Annotated in this window: 19 protein-coding genes; all 19 read right to left on the bottom strand. The window is 58.1% G+C overall.

Going from position 1 to position 18596, the window contains the following annotated elements; all coding sequences use genetic code 11:
* Positions 1-3: 3 nt before the first annotated feature.
* Positions 4-981, bottom strand: a complete 978-nt coding sequence (gene holA / locus WMP97_RS02520; RefSeq protein ID WP_239205028.1) for a DNA polymerase III subunit delta — start codon at positions 979-981, stop codon at positions 4-6.
* 1 nt (position 982) lies between these two features.
* The gene (locus WMP97_RS02515; protein ID WP_340439712.1) at positions 983-2395 is read right to left on the bottom strand and encodes a ComEC/Rec2 family competence protein; all 1413 of its coding nucleotides are present in this window, start codon (positions 2393-2395) and stop codon (positions 983-985) included.
* An 18-nt stretch (positions 2396-2413) separates the two neighbouring features.
* Positions 2414-3124: a ComEA family DNA-binding protein gene (locus tag WMP97_RS02510; protein WP_023020950.1), complete on the bottom strand. Its 711-nt coding sequence runs from the start codon at positions 3122-3124 to the stop codon at positions 2414-2416.
* Positions 3125-3223: 99 nt separating this feature from the next.
* Entirely contained in the window at positions 3224-4099 is an 876-nt protein-coding gene (locus WMP97_RS02505) for a DegV family protein (protein WP_340439711.1), read from the bottom strand.
* The gene (locus tag WMP97_RS02500; RefSeq protein WP_023020948.1) at positions 4099-4797 is read right to left on the bottom strand and encodes a histidine phosphatase family protein; all 699 of its coding nucleotides are present in this window, start codon (positions 4795-4797) and stop codon (positions 4099-4101) included. The genes WMP97_RS02505 and WMP97_RS02500 overlap by 1 nt, the downstream gene beginning before the upstream one ends.
* Positions 4798-4803: 6 nt before the next feature.
* Positions 4804-5247, bottom strand: coding sequence for a ribosome silencing factor (rsfS, locus tag WMP97_RS02495; RefSeq protein WP_179387589.1), 444 nt, complete (start codon positions 5245-5247; stop codon positions 4804-4806).
* Between the two features lie 146 nt (positions 5248-5393).
* Positions 5394-6011, bottom strand: a complete 618-nt coding sequence (gene nadD / locus WMP97_RS02490; RefSeq protein ID WP_023020946.1) for a nicotinate-nucleotide adenylyltransferase — start codon at positions 6009-6011, stop codon at positions 5394-5396.
* Positions 6008-6967 carry a cutinase family protein gene (locus WMP97_RS02485; protein WP_340439710.1) on the bottom strand — a complete coding sequence of 320 codons (960 nt, stop codon included), beginning with the start codon at positions 6965-6967 and terminating at the stop codon, positions 6008-6010. Before WMP97_RS02485 ends, nadD begins: the two co-directional genes overlap by 4 nt.
* An 11-nt stretch (positions 6968-6978) precedes the next feature.
* Positions 6979-8247, bottom strand: a complete 1269-nt coding sequence (locus WMP97_RS02480; protein ID WP_340439709.1) for a glutamate-5-semialdehyde dehydrogenase — start codon at positions 8245-8247, stop codon at positions 6979-6981.
* A gap of 72 nt (positions 8248-8319) precedes the next feature.
* On the bottom strand, positions 8320-8655 hold the full coding sequence (locus tag WMP97_RS02475) for a hypothetical protein (RefSeq protein ID WP_023020943.1): 336 nt from the start codon (positions 8653-8655) through the stop codon (positions 8320-8322).
* Positions 8655-9560 carry a D-isomer specific 2-hydroxyacid dehydrogenase family protein gene (locus WMP97_RS02470; RefSeq protein ID WP_023020942.1) on the bottom strand — a complete coding sequence of 302 codons (906 nt, stop codon included), beginning with the start codon at positions 9558-9560 and terminating at the stop codon, positions 8655-8657. Before WMP97_RS02470 ends, WMP97_RS02475 begins: the two co-directional genes overlap by 1 nt.
* A complete protein-coding gene (locus WMP97_RS02465) occupies positions 9560-10489 on the bottom strand; it encodes a D-isomer specific 2-hydroxyacid dehydrogenase family protein (protein WP_023020941.1) in 930 nt (309 codons plus the stop codon). The genes WMP97_RS02470 and WMP97_RS02465 overlap by 1 nt, the downstream gene beginning before the upstream one ends.
* Positions 10490-10522: 33 nt before the next feature.
* Positions 10523-11755, bottom strand: a complete 1233-nt coding sequence (gene proB / locus WMP97_RS02460) for a glutamate 5-kinase (RefSeq protein ID WP_034660157.1) — start codon at positions 11753-11755, stop codon at positions 10523-10525.
* A 60-nt stretch (positions 11756-11815) separates the two neighbouring features.
* The gene (obgE, locus tag WMP97_RS02455) at positions 11816-13348 is read right to left on the bottom strand and encodes a GTPase ObgE (RefSeq protein ID WP_340439708.1); all 1533 of its coding nucleotides are present in this window, start codon (positions 13346-13348) and stop codon (positions 11816-11818) included.
* 1801 nt (positions 13349-15149) lie between these two features.
* Positions 15150-15284, bottom strand: coding sequence for a hypothetical protein (locus WMP97_RS02450; RefSeq protein WP_023020938.1), 135 nt, complete (start codon positions 15282-15284; stop codon positions 15150-15152).
* Between the two features lie 36 nt (positions 15285-15320).
* The gene (locus WMP97_RS02445) at positions 15321-15500 is read right to left on the bottom strand and encodes a hypothetical protein (protein ID WP_023020937.1); all 180 of its coding nucleotides are present in this window, start codon (positions 15498-15500) and stop codon (positions 15321-15323) included.
* Positions 15501-16922: 1422 nt separating this feature from the next.
* Positions 16923-16982 (bottom strand): hypothetical protein, encoded by a 60-nt coding sequence (locus WMP97_RS02440; RefSeq protein ID WP_232212622.1) that lies wholly within the window; start codon positions 16980-16982, stop codon positions 16923-16925.
* 775 nt (positions 16983-17757) lie between these two features.
* Entirely contained in the window at positions 17758-18036 is a 279-nt protein-coding gene (gene rpmA / locus WMP97_RS02435; RefSeq protein WP_005324079.1) for a 50S ribosomal protein L27, read from the bottom strand.
* Between the two features lie 42 nt (positions 18037-18078).
* Entirely contained in the window at positions 18079-18384 is a 306-nt protein-coding gene (rplU, locus tag WMP97_RS02430) for a 50S ribosomal protein L21 (RefSeq protein ID WP_005324077.1), read from the bottom strand.
* Positions 18385-18596: the final 212 nt, after the last annotated feature.

The following is an 18596-nucleotide window of genomic DNA, read 5'->3' as shown; positions in this document are numbered from 1 at the left end:
AGCTTATCGCGCCAGTTCCGCGACTCGTTTGACGGCCGCTTCTATGGCGAATTCGGGCTCACCGCCTTGGCCTTTGACGGCGGCATCGAGTTCCGAGACGAGGATGACGGCCTTGGTGACATTATCGGCGGACCAGCGGCGAGCCACCGGCTGGGTCATCTTGACCACGTAGGGCGCTAGGCCGGTTTGGCTAGCTAAAGAATACTGGTCCCCGCGGGCGGAATACAGGCGGGCTACGGCTCCGACCTTATTGGCTAGCGCTGCGGCAATCGCCACGGGGCTGGCGCCAAGCTGCAGGGCGCGGCGGCAGGTGGACACGGCGGCTTCGACGCGGCCGGCAACGGCGGCATCGGCAATATCCCAATTGGCAACCTCGGCCACGCCGACGTAGTAGTTCTGCACGGCCTCGCGGGTGACGTTGCCGCCGGTATCGGACACCAACTGGGAGATGGCAGAGGCCAGCTCGCGTAGGTCAGAGCCCACGCCTTCGAGCACGGCATGGATGACGTCCGGGGTCGGGCGCACACCGTGGGAGGAGAATTCGCGGGTGGCCCACTGCCCCAGCTCATTGGGATAGAGCGAGAAGACTTCGTGAACCTCGGCAATCTTGCGCAGCTTGGCCACCAGTTCAGGTTGCTTCTTCTTTTTCTTTAGGGTCTTGGCCGTCACGGAGTAAATGATGACCATGGTCATGCCCGGCGCGGGGTTCGCGCAGGCACGCAGGATGATATCGACTACTTCCTTGCCGGCTCGCTCGCAGTCACTGATGACGATGACGCGGCTATCTCCAAAAAGAGAGGGGCTAGTGGCCTCGAGGATTTCGCCCTCGGAGACTTCGGAAGCTTTAAGCTTGGTCAGCTCGGGGCGAGCACCGGTTGGGCCGCTCTCCTCGGCCGCGGCACGCTGAATCTGCAGGCGGGCGCGTTCGGTGAGGAATTCATCGTCGCCAAGGATGAGATGTACTGGAGGCATGCCCGCCATTCTAACCTGCCGCCACACCGAGCCAGGCGATGCCCGCTAGCGTCAGCGCCAGAGTCAGCCAGGGGCGGTGATAGAGGAGGCCGGCAATGATCCAGGCGTAGGCAAGCAGCGTAAAAAGCGGGCTAGCGGGGATGGTGACCACCGGAAGGTGGGCCACGCCGTGGGCGATGGTATTAATCCACCACGAAAAGGGTTCTATAAGGCGCAGCAAGCCCGCACCTAGCACATCGAGTGGACCGAGCTGGGCGAAGACGGCGGCGATAAGCCCCACGATGGTAATCGGCACGGTGGCGGGCTCAACCAGGATATTGGCCAACACGGAGACCACGGAGACCTCGCCGGACATGAGTGCGACTAGCGGGAGGGTAACGATATCGGCGGCAATGGCCACAGCGACCGCGCGCAGAAAAATGGCGGGCCAGCCGGTTGTGGCCAAGTGTTTATAAATGAGCGGGCTAAGCGCCACGATGCCGAGCGTCGCCGCGCAAGAAAGTGCGAAACCAAAGTGCACGGCGAGGTCGGAATCCACGAAGAGCAGGGCAATGATGCCGAGGCTAAGAGCATGAATCGGCTCCATGCGCGTGGAATTAAGCACGGCGAGCAGCCCCACCAGCCCAGCCACGGCCGCGCGCTGGACGGAGGGCTCAAAACCCACGAGCACAACATAGGTGGCCAAAGCACACAGAGAGGCAGCCACGCGGGCGCGTGGCCCCAGCGCGAAGGCGGCGCAGACCATGGCTGCGGCGGAGCACACGATGGCGACATTTGCACCGGAAACTGCGCTTAAGTGCGAAAGGCCGGTGATGATATACAGGTCGCACTCTGAAGAGCTTTGCAGGCTAGTATCGCCGAGCACCATGCCAGGAATCAGGCCCTGGCTGGAAGGACCGACGGTATCTACAACCAGCGCGCGAAATGTGTCGGACACGTGGGCCGCCCAGCCGGCTAGGCCTTCGGGCTCACCGGTTACCTGCACGTCTGTGGCAGTGGCGCTGAGCTTTCCGACGCCCGCCCTATCCGACTCCCTCACCTCCACCCTGGCCGTGAGTTCGGCGCCCGCAGCGGCCGGGACCGGTTCCGAGCTAAAGACCGGCAGTTGAGTCGGATACCCTGGCACCTTGAGCTTGAGCAGCCAGCCGCCCGTGCTAGTCTGCGTCGGCGCGGTGGTCAGGCGGCCGGTAACCTCGGTGCCGAGGTCGAACGCAGCGGCACGGGCCTGGCGCACCGCGGCAACCAGCGCCGCGGCTGTCGCGACCATTCCGGAAAATAGCGCTTGGCCCCATTGGCGGGCGATCAGGCAGCACCCGACGACCGCCGCAATGATAAAGATTGCCCAGCCACGGCCGCCTAGCAGCACAGCAATGACAGCCAGCCAAGCGGTGGCCGCGCCGGGGACGAGCCGCAGTTCTCGCATCGCGTGCTCGTACTCAGCTTAGAGCTGGACCTGGTCTTTAAGCTGCGCTAGCTTCGCCGGTCCGATGCCGGTGACCTCGAGTAATTCCTCAATATCTTGGAAGCCGCCATGTTCCTCGCGGTACGCCACGATAGCTTGCGCGGTGACCTCACCAACGCCCTTGAGTTCTGTAAGTTCCTCCGCGGTGGCGTTATTCAGGCTCACGCCGCTGGCACCGCTCCCGCTGTTGCCGCTCTCGCTGATGCCGTTGCCGTCGGCTGGGGCTGGTTCGCCGGGTGCGGGAGGTGGGGCGGCGCCGGAGGGAAGGATGTGGAGCTGCTGGCCGTCGGAAAGCCGCTGGGCATGGTTGAGCGCGATTGTGTCTGCACCGGGAAGGGGTTGAGCGGCGTCGAGGGCATCGGCGACGCGCGCGCCGGGCTCGAGGGTCTGCAAGCCGGGCTCGGCCACCTCGCCAATGACAGAGACGATGATTTCACTGGGCTCTGCACTGGGTGCAGTGCCAGAATCACCGCTTATTGCCGCAGGCTCGGGCATGCCCGAGGATTCATCGGAGCGGGCGTTGATGCCAAGCCACGCCACCACGCCGACGACGAGAATGACCGCCACGGCGCAGGCTTGCCACGGGCTAATGCGCAGACGCGGGCGAGGATAATCGACGGCGAGGAGCTCTTCCTCACCGGTGGGTTGGGTAAATTCGCGGAGTCGTTCGCTAATCTTGGGTGCCGCCATGGCGCTGAGAATAAAGGCGTGGGCGCTAAGGCAGTAGGTACAGCGAAGGCGGGCTGTGGATAACTTGTTGGGGACGTCAACGAACCCGGCGCACTGGGCCTAGTTATCCACAGAACGGCGCGGTGGGAAGGCGCGTGGTCGACCACGCGTGTGAGGATGCGCTGGATCGGCGGGAGGCTCCGAGCTAAACACCGCAGATACGCCGATGGCGGAGGGGCCGACGTGGACGGAGAGGACGTCGTTAAGCGGGGTGCAGATAAAGGACGAGCCCTGCGGCAGGGCCGCTTCAAGCAGCGCCTCCAGCTTGGCGGCCGCGCCTTCGGCGTGGTTGTGCTGGATGGCGACGAAGGCCGGCTTCCCGTTGGCGCGGGAGGCAATTAGGTCTACTAGCTTGGTAAAAGCCTTGGTCTGGGTGCGGGTTTTTCCCACCAGCTCCAGCTTGCCGCGGTTAATCGACATGATCGGCTTGGTTGCCAAAAGCGCCGTAGATAACACGGCTGTGGCCGGCGAAAGGCGGCCGGAGCGGCGCAGATCCTCCGTGGAATGCAGGTACACCCAGGTAGCCGCGCGCTTGAGGGTGTCCATGGCCGCAGCGTAGCACTCCTCCAAGCCGGCTCCGCGGGAGGCGAGCTTGGCTGCGGACATGGCGGCCGCACCCATCGCCATGCCGGCCGACCCGGAATCAATCACCCGCACCGTGTGCGGGAAAACGCCCGAAGCAGTAACTGCGGCGGAGTAGGTGGAAGAAAGCTCTTTGGATAGGTGTATGGCCACCACGCCATCATCCTGAGAGCGCTCCATTTCGCGGCCATAGGCGGCTGCCAGCTCCAGCGCGTTTAATCCCGAAGTAGATTGCTCCAAGCCATCCTTGCCGTGGCGTTCCATGAGGTGGAGGTCAATGACGGTGATGGATAGCTGCTCCGCCAGCTCCCGGGGCAGGCCCGCAGCGGAATCCGTAATGACGCGAACCGCCACTAGATATCCGCCCCGCCATCCCCGGTGACCTCGCCGCCCATATTCCAGCCGTCGAAGTACCACTGGGCATTGCCCACATTGTCGGGGGTGAATTCTAGCGAGGACAGCGGCGTTCCCGGGTTAAAGTCCGGGCGAGCAGTCAGCTGTGACCAGTGGGTATTCTTTAACCCCGAAAGGATCCCGTACTGCGCGTGGTCAAGGCCAAGCAGGTGGCAGGTAAGCGCCGAGATGGCCCCGCCATGGGCCACGATGAGGACGGGGCCGGCGTCCCAGCCGGCAAAGTCTTCCATGAGCTCATCGATGACGGGGCGGGCACGCTCAGCCACGTCCACGCGAGACTCCCCCTCCGGCGGCGCCCAAGTGGGGTCGTGGCGCCAAATAGCACGCGCGCCTGGAAACTCGGCGTCTACCTCAGCAGAGGTTCTGCCCTGCCACTGGCCCAAGTGAGTTTCGCGCAGGCGGGCATCCGTGCTGAAGTCCACGCCGAGGGCTTCGGCGACGACGCGGGCGGTTTCCTTCGCACGAATGAGATCGGAGGCAACGATTTTGGACACGCCCTGATCCTGGAGCAGGCGCGCGGCAGCGCGGGCCTGCTCATAGCCCAGCTCAGACAGCTCGGTATCCAAGTGGCCTTGCATGCGGCCGGTGGCGTTATAGGTAGTTTGTCCGTGGCGGATCAGGATCAGGCGGCGACTCATATGGGTTTAAAGCTCCTCGTCCTCACCTGGGACCTTATCGGCCAGTGGGAGCTCGTCGATGGAATCTACCTCACGCGGGTTGACGCCATTGGTCCATTCGCCCGGACGCTCCGGGGCTTCGATGCCCTCAATCTCCAGTGCCGGGCAATCATGGTAAAGGCGGTCCAAGCCGTAGAACTCGCGCTGGTCATTGCGCTGGACGTGGACGACGATATTGCCATAATCCAGCAGCACCCAGCGATTTTCGCGGTTGCCTTCACGGCGCTGCGGTTCAAAACCCTGCTTGGTCATCTCATCTTCGACTTCATCCACAATGGAGCCCACCTGGCGCTCGTTATCTGCAGAAGCCAGCACGAAGACCTCAGTAATTGCGAGGACATCGGAGACATCAATAGCCGCGATATTGGTGGCTAACTTTTCTTGCGCCGCGTGTGCCGCGGTTTCTGCCATGCTGCGGGCGAGATCAGAAGTAGACAATGTGTATAAATTCCCTTTTCGCGTCTGAGTGCATTCGAAATGAACTATCTCTAGTGAGAATCTATTCTTGCACGTTTAGCAGGCCCGTGCCCAAAATCTGGGAAAGGCCGTGAAAGTTTCTACAGGGGCTTGTCCGGGTTGGGACCGTAGAGATTGTTTTTGGTGATGTACTGCACCACTCCATCCGGTACGAGGTACCACACGGGCTGGCCTTGGGCAGAGCGCTCGCGGCACGCGGTGGAGGAAATGGCCATGGCGGGGATATCGATGAGGTCAATATCCTCTTGCGCATCGGCAGGCAGCATATCAGCGCTTAATTCGTATCCTGGGCGGGTAACCCCCACGAAGTGCGCCATCTCCAGCATCTCTTCCCAGTTATGCCAGCTCATAATGGAGGCCAGAGAATCGGCGCCGGTAATGAAATAGAACTCCGCTTCTGGGAAAAGCTTACGCAGATCCCGCAGCGTATCGATGGTATAGGTAGGCCCCTCGCGGTCAATATCTACCCGCGAGACGGTAAAACGCGGATTGGATGCGGTTGCCACCATCGTCATCAAGTAGCGGTGCTCGGCCGCAGTGACCTCGCGGTGAGACTTCTGCCAAGGCTGACCTGTGGGCACAAAGATGACGCTATCGAGGGCAAAGCGATGCGCGGCCTCACTGGCGGCTACCAAGTGACCATTGTGGATGGGGTCAAAGGTGCCACCCATGATGCCAATGCGCTGTGGGCTAGTCATGGGTGGTGATTATAGTCCCCGGCCGAGGAGGGAGTAAGCAAGGTGGCGAGGGAGTCGGCAAAAGCGGCGTCGCCAAGCGAGGGCTCTACAAAATAAGAAGCATGGCGAGCCGCCTTGGTAGCCAACGCGTCGTGGGCGGAGGCGAGGTTCAGGTCGCAAACGAAGTCTCCGTCCAGGCAATAGTTAAGCCGGCGCGAGTCCGGCAATGCCGCAGGTTGTAAGAGCAAACGCTGCGGTAGCCAGCCCGCCATACCGTGGGGACGGCTGAGGGGATTGCCCAGGTAAACTGCCCCCGCGAGCTTGCCTCGTTGTGCAAGGTAGCGCTCCGCGCTGGTAGCGACAATGGCGCCTTGGGAGTAGCCAGCCGTAATATAGCGCGGCTGGCAGCCTGTTTCGCGCTCATACTTTTCCACCACGCGCGGAGCGTTGGCCATGCCGGTGCGCAAACTATGTACAAAACCAACGGTGACCGAATACGCCAGCTCGTGCAACGGATGCTCCATCACTACCCCACCGAGGCGGCGAATAAGCTGGAGCGGATTCAACTGCTCACCTTCCTGCGCCAGCGGCGGCAGGTTCATTGACGCCGGGTATGCCTGGGGGTCAAGGGCGAGGACATGGACTTTATCCATCGTGCCGGGATGGCGTTTTTCCACTAGATGAAAAAGCGCGGAGAGGTTTGCCCCTTCATAGCCATTCGACGGCGCGGCATGCGGCGAATACTGCTGCGGTCCGAAATACTCGCCGTATTCCTCATTCTGGTCGGAGCCACGAGCAGCCAAAACAACGAACTCGGGACACCCAGCAGGCTGCGGCGATGGGGCGGATTGTGCTGCTGCCTGGGGCACGACCGGGGCAGCATTCGCGGTGGCGGCAGCGGCGGGGGCTATAGAAACGGCAAGCGCCGCCGAGGCGCTTAGGGCGACGGCGGCACGGAAGAAAGCAGATCGAATCATGGCGGGGAGAATTATGGACGGGTCTGACCTGTACCCTGCAGGATCCACTTAGAAGAGGTGAGCTCCGGCAGCGCCATTGGGCCACGGGCGTGCAGCTTCTGGGTGGAAATGCCGATTTCGGCGCCCATGCCGTAGACCTCGCCATCGGTGAAGGCGGTAGAGGCATTGAGCATCACCGCGGCGGCATCCACCTCGTTGCCGAATTTCACTAGGACATCGGCGTCTTGCGCGGCGATGGCCTCGGTGTGGCCAGTGGTGAACTCGGTGATATGCGCGATGGCGCCATCTACGCCGTCGACCACCTTGGCGCAGATATCCATAGATAGTGACTCCTCGCGCCAGTCTTCATCGGTGGCCTGCACGGCATCCTTGACGCCGAAGGCCTCGAGCTCGGCGACGTCGCCGTGGATGGTCACGCCAGCATCCTGCAGCGCGGCGATGATGCGGAGCTTGACGGAGTCATCCAAAGCGGCGTCGATAAGCACGCACTCCGTGGAGTTGCACACGGAGGTGCGGCGGGTCTTGCCGTTGATGACCATGTCGATGGCCTTATCAATGTCTGCAGAGGCATCCACGTAGAAGTGGCAATTGCCGGTGCCGGTCTCAATGGCGGGGACGGTGGCGCCGGTAACGACGGCCTCAATAAGCTTTGCGCCACCACGCGGAATAACCAGGTCCACCAGACCACGGGCGGTAATGAGGTCCTGGACGGAATCGTGCGTCTCGCACGGCAAAAGCTGCACGGCCTCGCGCGGCAGGTCAAACTCAACGAGGGTATCCTGCAAGATTTCTACCAGCTTGGTGTTGGAGTTGCGGGCGGATTTGGAGCCACGCAATAGCGGCACATTGCCGGACTTGATGGCCAAACCGAAGGCGTCCACGGTGACGTTCGGGCGGGCCTCATAGACCATGCCCATGACACCGAGCGGCACGCGCACCTGCTTCATCTGGATTCCGTTATCCATGGTGCGACCCTGCAGGATCTCCCCTACCGGGTCCTGCAGGCCAGCTACCTGGCGCAGGCCGCCGGCAATGCCTTCCACGCGCGCGGCGTCGAGAGACAGGCGGTCAATAAGGGACTCGGACATGCCGCGTTCGCGGCCGGCATCGATATCCTGCTTATTGGCGGCGAGAATGGCTTCGGTGTGGGTAATGAGGTTATCGGCTGCGCGCTGCAAGATCTCATTCTTGCGCGGCGTGGACAGCTGCGCCACGACGGGCGCGACTTCCTTGGCAGCACGGGCTTTGGACAGAACTTCTTCGCGTTCAGTGTTGCTCATGTCATACCAGCCTAACGAAAGGCCGCGCGCTTTTCAGCCAGTTGGGCGGCAAGCACCCGCACGGTGGTGTCCTTATTGGCCGAGCTCGCGGCTCCGCTTGTCGGATGCCCGGCGGCGGCGCTTCTCGTCCTTCCGCTCGAACATGAGGTATTCCTCTTCGTAATAGCTCAAGTTATAAACGTGGCGGGCTCCGGCCGAGCATATAAAACAGATAATCGGGATAACCCAAAAATAGGACCAGTGGAAGAAGAAATAGCCGAGCACAACGGAAAGGATGGTGGCCGCCCAGGCAGCATAATCGACCGCCTGTACCTTCTTCCGGCGCTCCTTCATATCCGCGACCTCGGCTTCGGTGGGATTAAAAGAGCTCCCTTGATAAGAACCGTCTTGTGAGGCGGCGTTGTCCATTAATAACCCGCCTGAATATCGACTTCCGTGGGGATTGCTTCACCTGCGGAGTAGCGCTCCATGACCTGTACTGTATGCGAGCCGATGCGCCGGCGCACCGAATAGGGAGGGTTGGCCAGGTGCGGGGTGATGACCACGTTAGGCATGTCCCACAGTGGGTGCCCATCGGGCAGCGGCTCAGGGTCGGTGACATCCAAGCCAGCGCCGGCGATGTCTCCTGCCCGCAAGGCTTCGACTAGAGCATCGGTGTCCACCAGTGGTCCGCGGCCAACGTTAATAATCACGGCGTGATCGGGCATGGCACGGAAGGCAGCGGCATTAAAAAGCCGGTGGGTCTCGTCCGTTAGCGGCGCAAGCGCCACGAAATAATCGGCGGCTGGCCAGACGCGCTCAATATCGGCGGTGGCGAAGGTTTCATCGGCACCCTCGACTGGGTTGCCGGAGCGATTGACCGCGATTATGCGTGGTCCGAAGCCTTCCAGCATACGAATAAGCCGCTTGCCGATGCCCCCGGCGCCCACCACCGCTACCGTCTTATCTTCAAAAAGGAAGCTGGTATGAGCCTCAACCTCATCGCGGTTAGACCAGCTAGTCCCCACGCGCTTATGCGCATGCAAGTGGGCGAGCAGGAGCGCAATGGTAGATTCCGCCACGGTGGCGTCATACAGGCCGGCGGCATTAGACCAGCGGGCGGTGGTATCACGCATGACGTCGAGCAGGTGATCCACCCCAGCGAAGGGGACCTGCACCAGGCCCACGCTCGGTGGCAGGGGCCGTGGGAAATCATCTGGGCCGCCGTTGAAGATGAGAACCTCGGCATCTTCCAGTGGGGCGCGCTCGTGACCCGCTGCATCGAGTGCCTGCAGGGTTTCCTCCCACGGGGTGGGTAGCATCGCGTACTTCATTAGTAGCCGGCCTCCACATCGACGCGGGTAGGCATCGCCTCTCCCCTCTCCCACGCCGCGGCATTGGCGTTGAAGATAGCGCCCAGGTGGTACTGCGCCACGTGCGCGGAAGCAGCCATGTGCGGCGTCATGGTGCAATTGGGCAGGTCGTATAGCGGATGGCCATCAGGCAGTGGCTCGGGATCCATAACTTCCAGCCCGGCGCCGGCGATCTCACCATCGCGCAGGGCCGCCACTAGATCGTCGGTTACTACGGTGCTGCCACGGCCGACGTTGATAAAGATGGCGGAGGATTTCATCGCGCGGAAAGTGGCGGCATCAATGAGCCCCTCGGTGTCCGAGGTCGCAGGCAGGATACAGAAAATGAAATCGGCCTCGCCCCACACATGATCGGCCTTATCCATGGGCACGACCTCATCGGCGCCTTCCACCGAGCGGCCGGAGCGATTGACCGCGGTAATGTGCACGCCAAACGGTTTCAGCAGCTTAATAAGCTGCTTGCCGATGCCCCCAGCGCCGAAGATGGCTACCCTCTTCGGCCCTCGCTGGTTATAAAGCCACGCCTGGGACTCGTCCAGCTCCTGTGCTACCGACCACGAAGCGGCCTGGGCGAAAGCTTTGTGGTGGTGCGCCTGTGACAGGGCCAGGCCAAGTGCAGATTCGGCTACCGGCTGGGCAAAAGCGCCGGCGGAGTTGCACCATGGCACGCCGTCTGGGGTGATGACCCCGGCATCAATGAGCTGATTTACGCCGGTAAAACAATGCTGCACCCAACCGATGTTCTCCGGCATCTCGGGGATGCGGCGCGGGTTGGGCGCATTGTTGATGTAGACCTCGGCATCTTCAAGGCTATTTACGCGTTCGTGCCCGGCAGCCTCGATATCTTCTACCATCGGCTGCCAGGCGTCCGGACCCATGAAATATTTCATGCCCCAACCATACGGGGAATCAGGAACTTGGGTTTAAATACGGGAGGCGAAGTTGGAGAGGTAATCGGCGTGAACAACTGAGCGGCGCTGCTCCTCAGGAAGTTCTTCCATCTTCTTTCCCTTAATACCGTGCAGTTCCTCGGAGTCGAAACGGACTTCGCCACGTCCGATGACCTCGCCATTCGGACCGAGGATATCGATGATTTCGCCCTTGGTGAACTCGCCTTGCACATCGGTAATGCCCACGGCCAGCAGTGAATTACCGCCCTCGGTCACGGCTTGTTTAGCGCCTTCATCGAGGCGGACGGCTCCGCCGGTATCTGCGCAGTAAAGTGCCCAGAACTTCCAGGCGGAAAGCTGGCGTTCCTCGCGGGTGTGGAAGACGGTGCCCACAGAGGCGTCGGCAAGCGCGGGGCCAATATTATCCGTGGAGGTCAACAGCACCGGAATGCCGCCGCGGGTTGCCAGGCGGGCTGCAGAGACCTTGGTGGCCATACCACCGGTGCCCACCTTGCCGCCATCGCCAGCTACAACGCCCTTCAAGTCCTTGCCGGTGCGCACTTCATCGATGAACTTAGCGTCCGGCTCGGCCGGGTTCTTGTCATACAGGCCATCCACATCGGAGAAGAGGAAGAGCGCATCAGCACCCACCAGGTTGGCCACCAGCGCGGAGAGGCGATCGTTATCGCCAAAGTGCATCTCCGAGGTAGCCACGGCGTCATTCTCGTTGACGATAGGAATGGTACGCAGCTGGCGCAGGCGATCAATGGTGCGCTGCGCGTTGCGGGCGCGATCGCGGTGACCAGTATCTGACGCAGTCAACAAAACCTGGCCGATGGTGCGCTGATAGCGAGCAAAGGACTGGCCCCACACATAGGCCAAGTGCACCTGGCCTACAGAAGCGGAGGCCTGCTTGGTAGCCAGATCGGTGGGACGCTGGTGCAGCCCGAGCGGCCCCATGCCGGCGGCGACCGCACCAGAAGAAACGATAATGACATCGGAGCGGCCCATGCGCGCATGAACGGCATCGACGATGTGATCAATCTTTTCCTGTGAAACACGGAAATTCTCATCCGTGAGAGAAGAGGAACCAATCTTGACCACGACGCGCTTGGCGTGCGCGATCTCGTGGCGAAGTTCAGATTCAAAACCGGACGCTACCGGGTTCTCATCGAGCGGTTCTGGAAAGGGAGTATCGGCGGTAGGCCCGTCAAAAGGCTCTACCGGAAGTGGAAGGATGGGCTCTTTCTGTTGATCAGAAGACATGCCAACCGAGTCTACAAAGCGCCCCCTCTTATACACCCCAAGAAGAGGGGGCCTACCGAGCTAGCCTTGCCACCTATCCCGATTAGCACCCTCGCGAGTGACCTCTTCGTCGGTGCCGTAATCGTATTCATCGATAAGACCACGGCGTGCCTGAGAGGCACGCTTGCGCTCGGCGGCGGAAACGCGGCTAGTGCCCTTCAAACGGGCGTCCTCGCCGCGGCTGGCCATCGTCGGATCACCGCCAGTCATCGGCTCCCACTCGAAGGTAATGCCGCCGATCGTCACCGGACAGCCTTCCACAGCGCCCTGCTCGCGCAGCTCTTCCTCCACGCCGGCCTTGGCCAAGCGGTCCGCCAAGAAGCCCACTGCCTCATCATTTTCAAAATCAGTTTGGGTAATCCAGCGATCAATCTTCTTGCCCTCAACAATGAAGCCACCCTCGACCTCAGGATCGGCCTTCACGGTGAAATCAGCAAATACACCGGTATGCTTCTTATGGCCCTGGGCCTTGGGATGGATAACGGTGTGGTTCTTATCCTTCTTTGGCAATGGCTGGGCCTTGCGATGCTCGGTCACCATATCCATGAGCCGGAACTTCAGCGGATCCAGGCCCTTGCGAGCGACGGCCGAAATAATAAAGACAGGCCAGCCAAACTTCTCTTCCAGATCATCCTTGACAAATTCCGCCAGCTCTTCGGCCTCAGGCACATCTGCTTTATTCAAGATGATGGCGCGGGGGCGCTCACGCAGATCCCCTAAACCAGTATCTTCCTGCAAAGCCTCCTGGTATTTTGCCAGCTCATTTTCCATCGCCTCAATATCGGAAACGGGATCACGGCCGGGCTCAATGGTGGCAGTATCGACCACATGGGCAAGCACCGCCGTGCGTTCAATGTGGCGCAAGAAATCCAGGCCTAGGCCTTTGCCATCGGCCGCGCCTGGGATAAGCCCCGGCACGTCCGCGATAGTAAAGGAGCTATCTCCCATATCCACCACGCCCAGGTTCGGCTGCAGCGTAGTAAAGGGGTAATCACCGATCTTGGGCTTCGCGGCCGACAAAACCGAGATAAGCGAGGACTTACCAGCCGATGGAAAGCCCACCAGCCCTACATCCGCCATGGACTTCAGCTCGAGGATAAGATCATGGGCTTGGCCCGGCTCACCCTGGAGAGCAAAACCCGGTGCCTTGCGGTTCTTTGAGGCCAATGCCGCATTGCCTAGTCCGCCGAAGCCGCCTTCTGCGGCCACAAACCGCGTTCCCGGAACGGTAAGGTCCGCCAAGGTTTCGCCCTTTTCAGTGCGGACCACCGTGCCCGCCGGGACCTCCAAAATCAGGTCCTCGCCGCGAGCACCATTGCGCATATCGCCGGCTCCATTGCCGCCGCGTTGCGCCTTAATATGCGGGCGGTAATGGAAATCCATAAGCGTATGGATTTGTTCAGAGACCTCGAGGATGATGTCACCGCCGTGGCCACCATTGCCGCCATCCGGGCCACCCAATGGCTTAAACTTCTCGCGGTGGACAGACACACAGCCGTGTCCACCGTCACCTGCTTGCAGGTGCAGGACAACGCGGTCAATAAAACGTGCCATGGTCAAATCCTCCGTGCATTGAATAGTTGTCCTACTCAGTGTAATGCGTATCTTGGGCTGGACTCCAACCGTTTAACATAATGTGAATATTGAATATTCTTATTAGGAGGACTTGGATTTTGCTAGGTAGACACCTAGTACCCCGCTTGGTGGAGAAGAAATGAACTGTACCACCATGCCTAAATACTCCGAACAACTCAAACGTGGTGCTATGGTCCGCTCAGAGTGCATTGAAGTCGCCTGCTTCCTTCAGCTTCAGCGAGGTTTGTTGAAAACGTTCCCGCCTTTTTCAGGCCCACTAACACGGCACCAGCAAACGTTCCGGCACTAGAGCTTTGCGCGATATTGCCTATGGGTGAGGGCCAATTTCGAGCGAATCCGCCAGGTAGAAAATCATAGAGTTGCACGAACAACAAGATATTTTGCAAAAGGCTGCAAATTCTTTTGAGTAAAGAGACATGTGGGCAATAGAGAGTGTCTGATGGTTTGTAGGCAGATACCCAACCTGCATGAAGAGTTAGACCAGAATGACTACTGCGACACGACCAGATCTAAGCTTATAAGACCACGACTCATGCAATTGATAAGAAGCTTCTTGCCCACCCTAAAATTGCGAAACACATTGACAGCCTAGAAACGACCACCACGGCTGCCAATAACCTAGTTCGACGCACGTTACAAACCGTAATGACCAGAGACTAAAACTGCCGCCGAAACCGACAATTACCGCAACGAGCCGTACAAAGACAGCGGACAGTAACTACAGCCCAGCCACATTGATATCCCTATGAGATTACCACTCGTTTAGTGGACCCTATTCGTACGGATTTTGTGCCCGTAGGAGAAAATGATCATTGTGAGCTAACAGCGCAAGAAGTACACGCCGGAATATCGGCGCAAAGCCACGAACCTAGTATTCGAGTAAGAGCGCCCGGTATCTTATGTGGCTAAGGAAATCGGTGTTTCCGCCGAGCTTTAGACCAGCGGGGCATACTCGAGCGTGAACAAACCTCCCGGCTGATGCGCTTGGCCGACAATTCTGGCAAGGCAAAGGACGCTCACCTATAACAACGCGCAAGCCCAACGCGCCAAATTTGCACCAAACCTAGCCAACCATGAGTTTAAACCCCAATGCCCCTACAAACTGTGGATGACCGACATAACAACCGCGCGCACAAAGAAAGGCTTTGTGTACACCGCGATTGTCACTTATACGTTTACTCAACACATTGCCGGATCGTCGTAATCAAAATCCATGCGCACCGAAGCATTGCCGCTGCATGCTTTCAACCCAGTGATCTTATCCGCCAAAGAAAAACAGGTTCGGTGCACCATTCCTACCCCGGCTTGCTGTAAGACTACGTTGTCTACAACAAACAGCTTCCCCGGCAAGGAATCACTCCTTCCACCGGAACTGTCGGGAACTCTTACGACAATGCTCTAGCCGAAAAATTTTAATGGTTCCTACGACCATGAACTCATCCATACTCACAGTATGTGATAATGCTGCCGATGCGGAACCTCCAAACCCCAAATGGTGTCGTGATGGAACAAAACCAAGCTCCACGAAAAATTTAAGACACCCAGACCCAGCCGAGACGGAAACCGAATTATCCAAACCAGAACCCACCACAGGAAATAATAAAACCCCAAGGCAAAAGCTAGGAACAAAACTCGGGCCACTTCAGTACCGAAAAATTTACCCCACTTGCCCTAAGCAACATTGCTAGTCAGGCAAATGGGGTAAATACGCAGTAGACCAAGTATCTTTTTGACACCTGCGGTCTACTTGGGCAGGTTCTTAAACGAACATACCAATGAGCTGGGAAGCGCCGTCAGCAATATTTACAAACGGCTCAACAATAGCCTTAACAACCTCTACGACTGTATTGGAAACGCTGGATAGCTCGGACACAACGCTGGATAGCTCGGACATTTTGACTCCTTCAGGAATTAGGATACTTGAATTATTTTATTCGGACTCGGACAGCGGGTTGATCACATCAACAGCATTTTCAAGATTCTTGCCAGAGAAGATCTCGGTCACGCCGGACAGAATCTTGTACCAACCTTCTTGGGTGTTGACGAAGTTGTCCAAGTGAAGCTGGATGGTGGATAGGTAATCCTGGATGGTCGACAGGTCAAAGTTCATACTCATACTCCTCGGTATCCTCTGGCGAGCTTTCAGCCCAGATAGGGTTCGATTGCAGGACCGCTCTCACGTCCCACTAAAGGTATTCTGCCATAAGGTGACAATTCCGCAACAGAAATTCTGCTCCACAAACTAATTGCACCCCCTTTCAACTAGGAAATCATAATGCTAACCCAGCCTCAGTTAAGCCTATACTCATCTTTTGGGAATTCAACAGCGATTATGTAGCCCGCCTTTCAATTAAATTGAAGGATAGGTTAAAAGAGATAAACGCGTAGGTTAACTATCCGCGTTCTAATTTAAAAGTCTTTATTTTTACCTAGCGCCCAGGCACCCCTAATAACACCCCTTTATAGGGGGTTAATCTGTACGCTTTATTCCACTGAACAGTTGGCTCTTCTTAATAGCTTCTCTTCCGATTATGTTCCTGCGGGCCTTTTACACGTTGGCAAATCAGCTTTTTATCCTTTCTGACGTGCCGCAAATCCCCAACTGAGCGACCGCTCTCTACAGGAATCAGTGAAGATCCCTTAAGACAACAAGGGTTTCCCTTGCGACACACTATACGTAGGGATATTTTTATTTGATCCCATCTGCTGGCCTACAACCCGTCAGGTGTAGACCACATCCTTCACCAAGTCTGCATTGGCGCCACCTACACGGCAGCTGCTCCATACCTACCATGCACTGCACGTCATGAGCATCGCTCCCCGTTAAGATCCTACTTATATGCCAACAGCCTACACAGAAATATAAGAGTATCTTACGAGATCTAGCGGCCACATATACCGCAAGTCTCTCTTGCTAACCTCCTTCAGACCGCTACCATCTGACTCAGACGTCAAAGGGAACGAGCTACCCCAGCTACAACAACGCTGTCCTACAACAAGGTGGTGCAATAATCTTCTGAACTCAAGATAGCAATTGTTTTAGTAAACCCTTTGTTTACTTCGGAGGCACTACATAGCGTATGGTTCGCTCTACTTGAGCGCCCATTTGCAGACTGGTTATCAACACCTAGGATGAGATCAGCTACACAAAGACCTGGTACCGCCCAGTCGGAAATCATGACCGTAGGATCGACATACCGCTTGCGGGCGCGCTTCGCGTGCCACGAGGTCGACGTTGCGCGTGATCTCGACGTAGTGCAGCAGCGACTTCTTTTTCGACTCGTATTTAGCCTGGGAAAACAAAGGTTGATAGATCCTTTCAGGACACACGTACGTAGCCTCATCACCGGGATAGCAACTACGCAACCACCCGCACATCTGCTGCGGCGAGTACCTATCTTTCACCATCGCCCAGACCGTCTCACGCAAACGTGGATTGGCATCAATCCTGCGCTTCCGGCGTAAACGTACTCGACGCCGATTTACGGTGCGCATATGTGGGAAGATACACCCCAAACTCGTCCCGGTTACGCTAAAGCTTCTTGCTGATAGTGCTAGCAGAGTACTGAAAACGCCGAGCTGTCTCACACACGCTTTTACCCTGCCGGTCAAGATCAAAGATGAGCTCACGCCTTCTACCGACAGGTAACGCGAAGAAATACGCCTATCAATACGCTCTTGTGGAATAGCCGGGCCAAGGACTGCTTGGCGGCCAACGACATACGGGATTACCTACATAAGCTTGTTATACAGCGCCAAATCCGGGCCAGCCGGGACAAAAGCACATGCCCAGTGGAAATTTTAATAACGCCTGGTCCATATCAGCAACATCACGCGGATGAATTCCACAATCTAAAGCTACATCTTTGAGACCTACACATTCACGCAGCTGCATATAACCACACCGGCGAGTAGTTGCGCATCTTCGCGAGCATGCGGATTGCGCTTCCACAACCCAAGCTCATTACCAGTCCCATAAACCGGACTAGAGCTTATAGAAAGCGGACTCGCAAAATGAATCGGTGTCACACCTTCAAGCCGCAATCAGGCTATCGCCTGACTGTCACACAGCTAGTACGCCTGCGATGATTGCGCGGCAAGTCCAACTCACCAGCAGGCCGATAAGCCACAGACTTTGCTAAACCATCCACACCAGCAGCCACTCAGAATGAACCACCAACCTGATCAACGCTGCAAACGGCGACATAATAGGAGAAACTGGACCCAATTCGACTCCATACAATAACCCCACCGACAACAGGTGTTCCCCGAGAAGCAGAATCCGAGAGCCCTTTTACAACAGAAAATCCCCAAGCCCTTCACACTGCTGTGGGACGGACTCGAGGATTAGCCTAATCGGCCTGAAGTTAGGCAGTCGCTTCTGCAGCAACCTCTTCAGCCGGGACGATGTTGACCATACGACGGCCACGCTTGATACCGAACTCAACGGAGCCAGCTGCAAGCGCAAACAGGGTATCGTCGCCGCCGCGGCCTACGTTCTCACCTGGGTGGAACTTGGTACCGCGCTGACGCACGATGATCTCGCCGGCATTAACCTGCTGACCACCGAAGCGCTTGACGCCGAGACGCTTAGACTCGGAATCGCGACCGTTGCTGGAGCTGGAAGCACCCTTCTTGTGTGCCATGTGGTTTTCCCTCCTTCAGGGATAATTACAGCCGGTTAAGGCTTACTTGATACCGGTGATCTTCAAGGTGGTCACAGGCTGACGGTGGCCCTGACGCTTCTTGTAACCAGTCTTGTTCTTGTACTTCAGGATATCGACCTTCGGGCCCTTACCCTGCTCAACGATTTCTGCGGAAACAGAAACCTTCTCCAAGTCGGAAGCCTTGGACTTAACATCGGCGCCATCGACGAGCAGAACCGGGGTGAGAGCTACGGCAGAGCCTGGCTCACCCTCGATCTTCTCGACCTTGACGAGGTCACCTTCAGCAACCTTGTACTGCTTGCCGCCGGTCTTGACGATCGCGTACATAGAGGGTTACCCCTTATCTAAACTCGCTCGGAAGCAACCGGGGAGGCCGCGTTCCGAATGGACACTTACATATTGCGTTTAGTTCCCGCGCGAACATGCCCGTACAACTCACTGAGTGAGTGTCGGACTGATCCAGCGCTGTGAGTACTAAACAGCGACTGTCAAAGACTACCCCGTAGCGGGCACAAAATACAAACCACGCTTTTCGTGCC

This window comes from Corynebacterium sp. KPL4072, from assembly GCF_037908395.1.
Lineage (GTDB): Bacteria > Actinomycetota > Actinomycetes > Mycobacteriales > Mycobacteriaceae > Corynebacterium > Corynebacterium kefirresidentii.
This window is presented reverse-complemented; position numbering and strand designations above follow the sequence as displayed.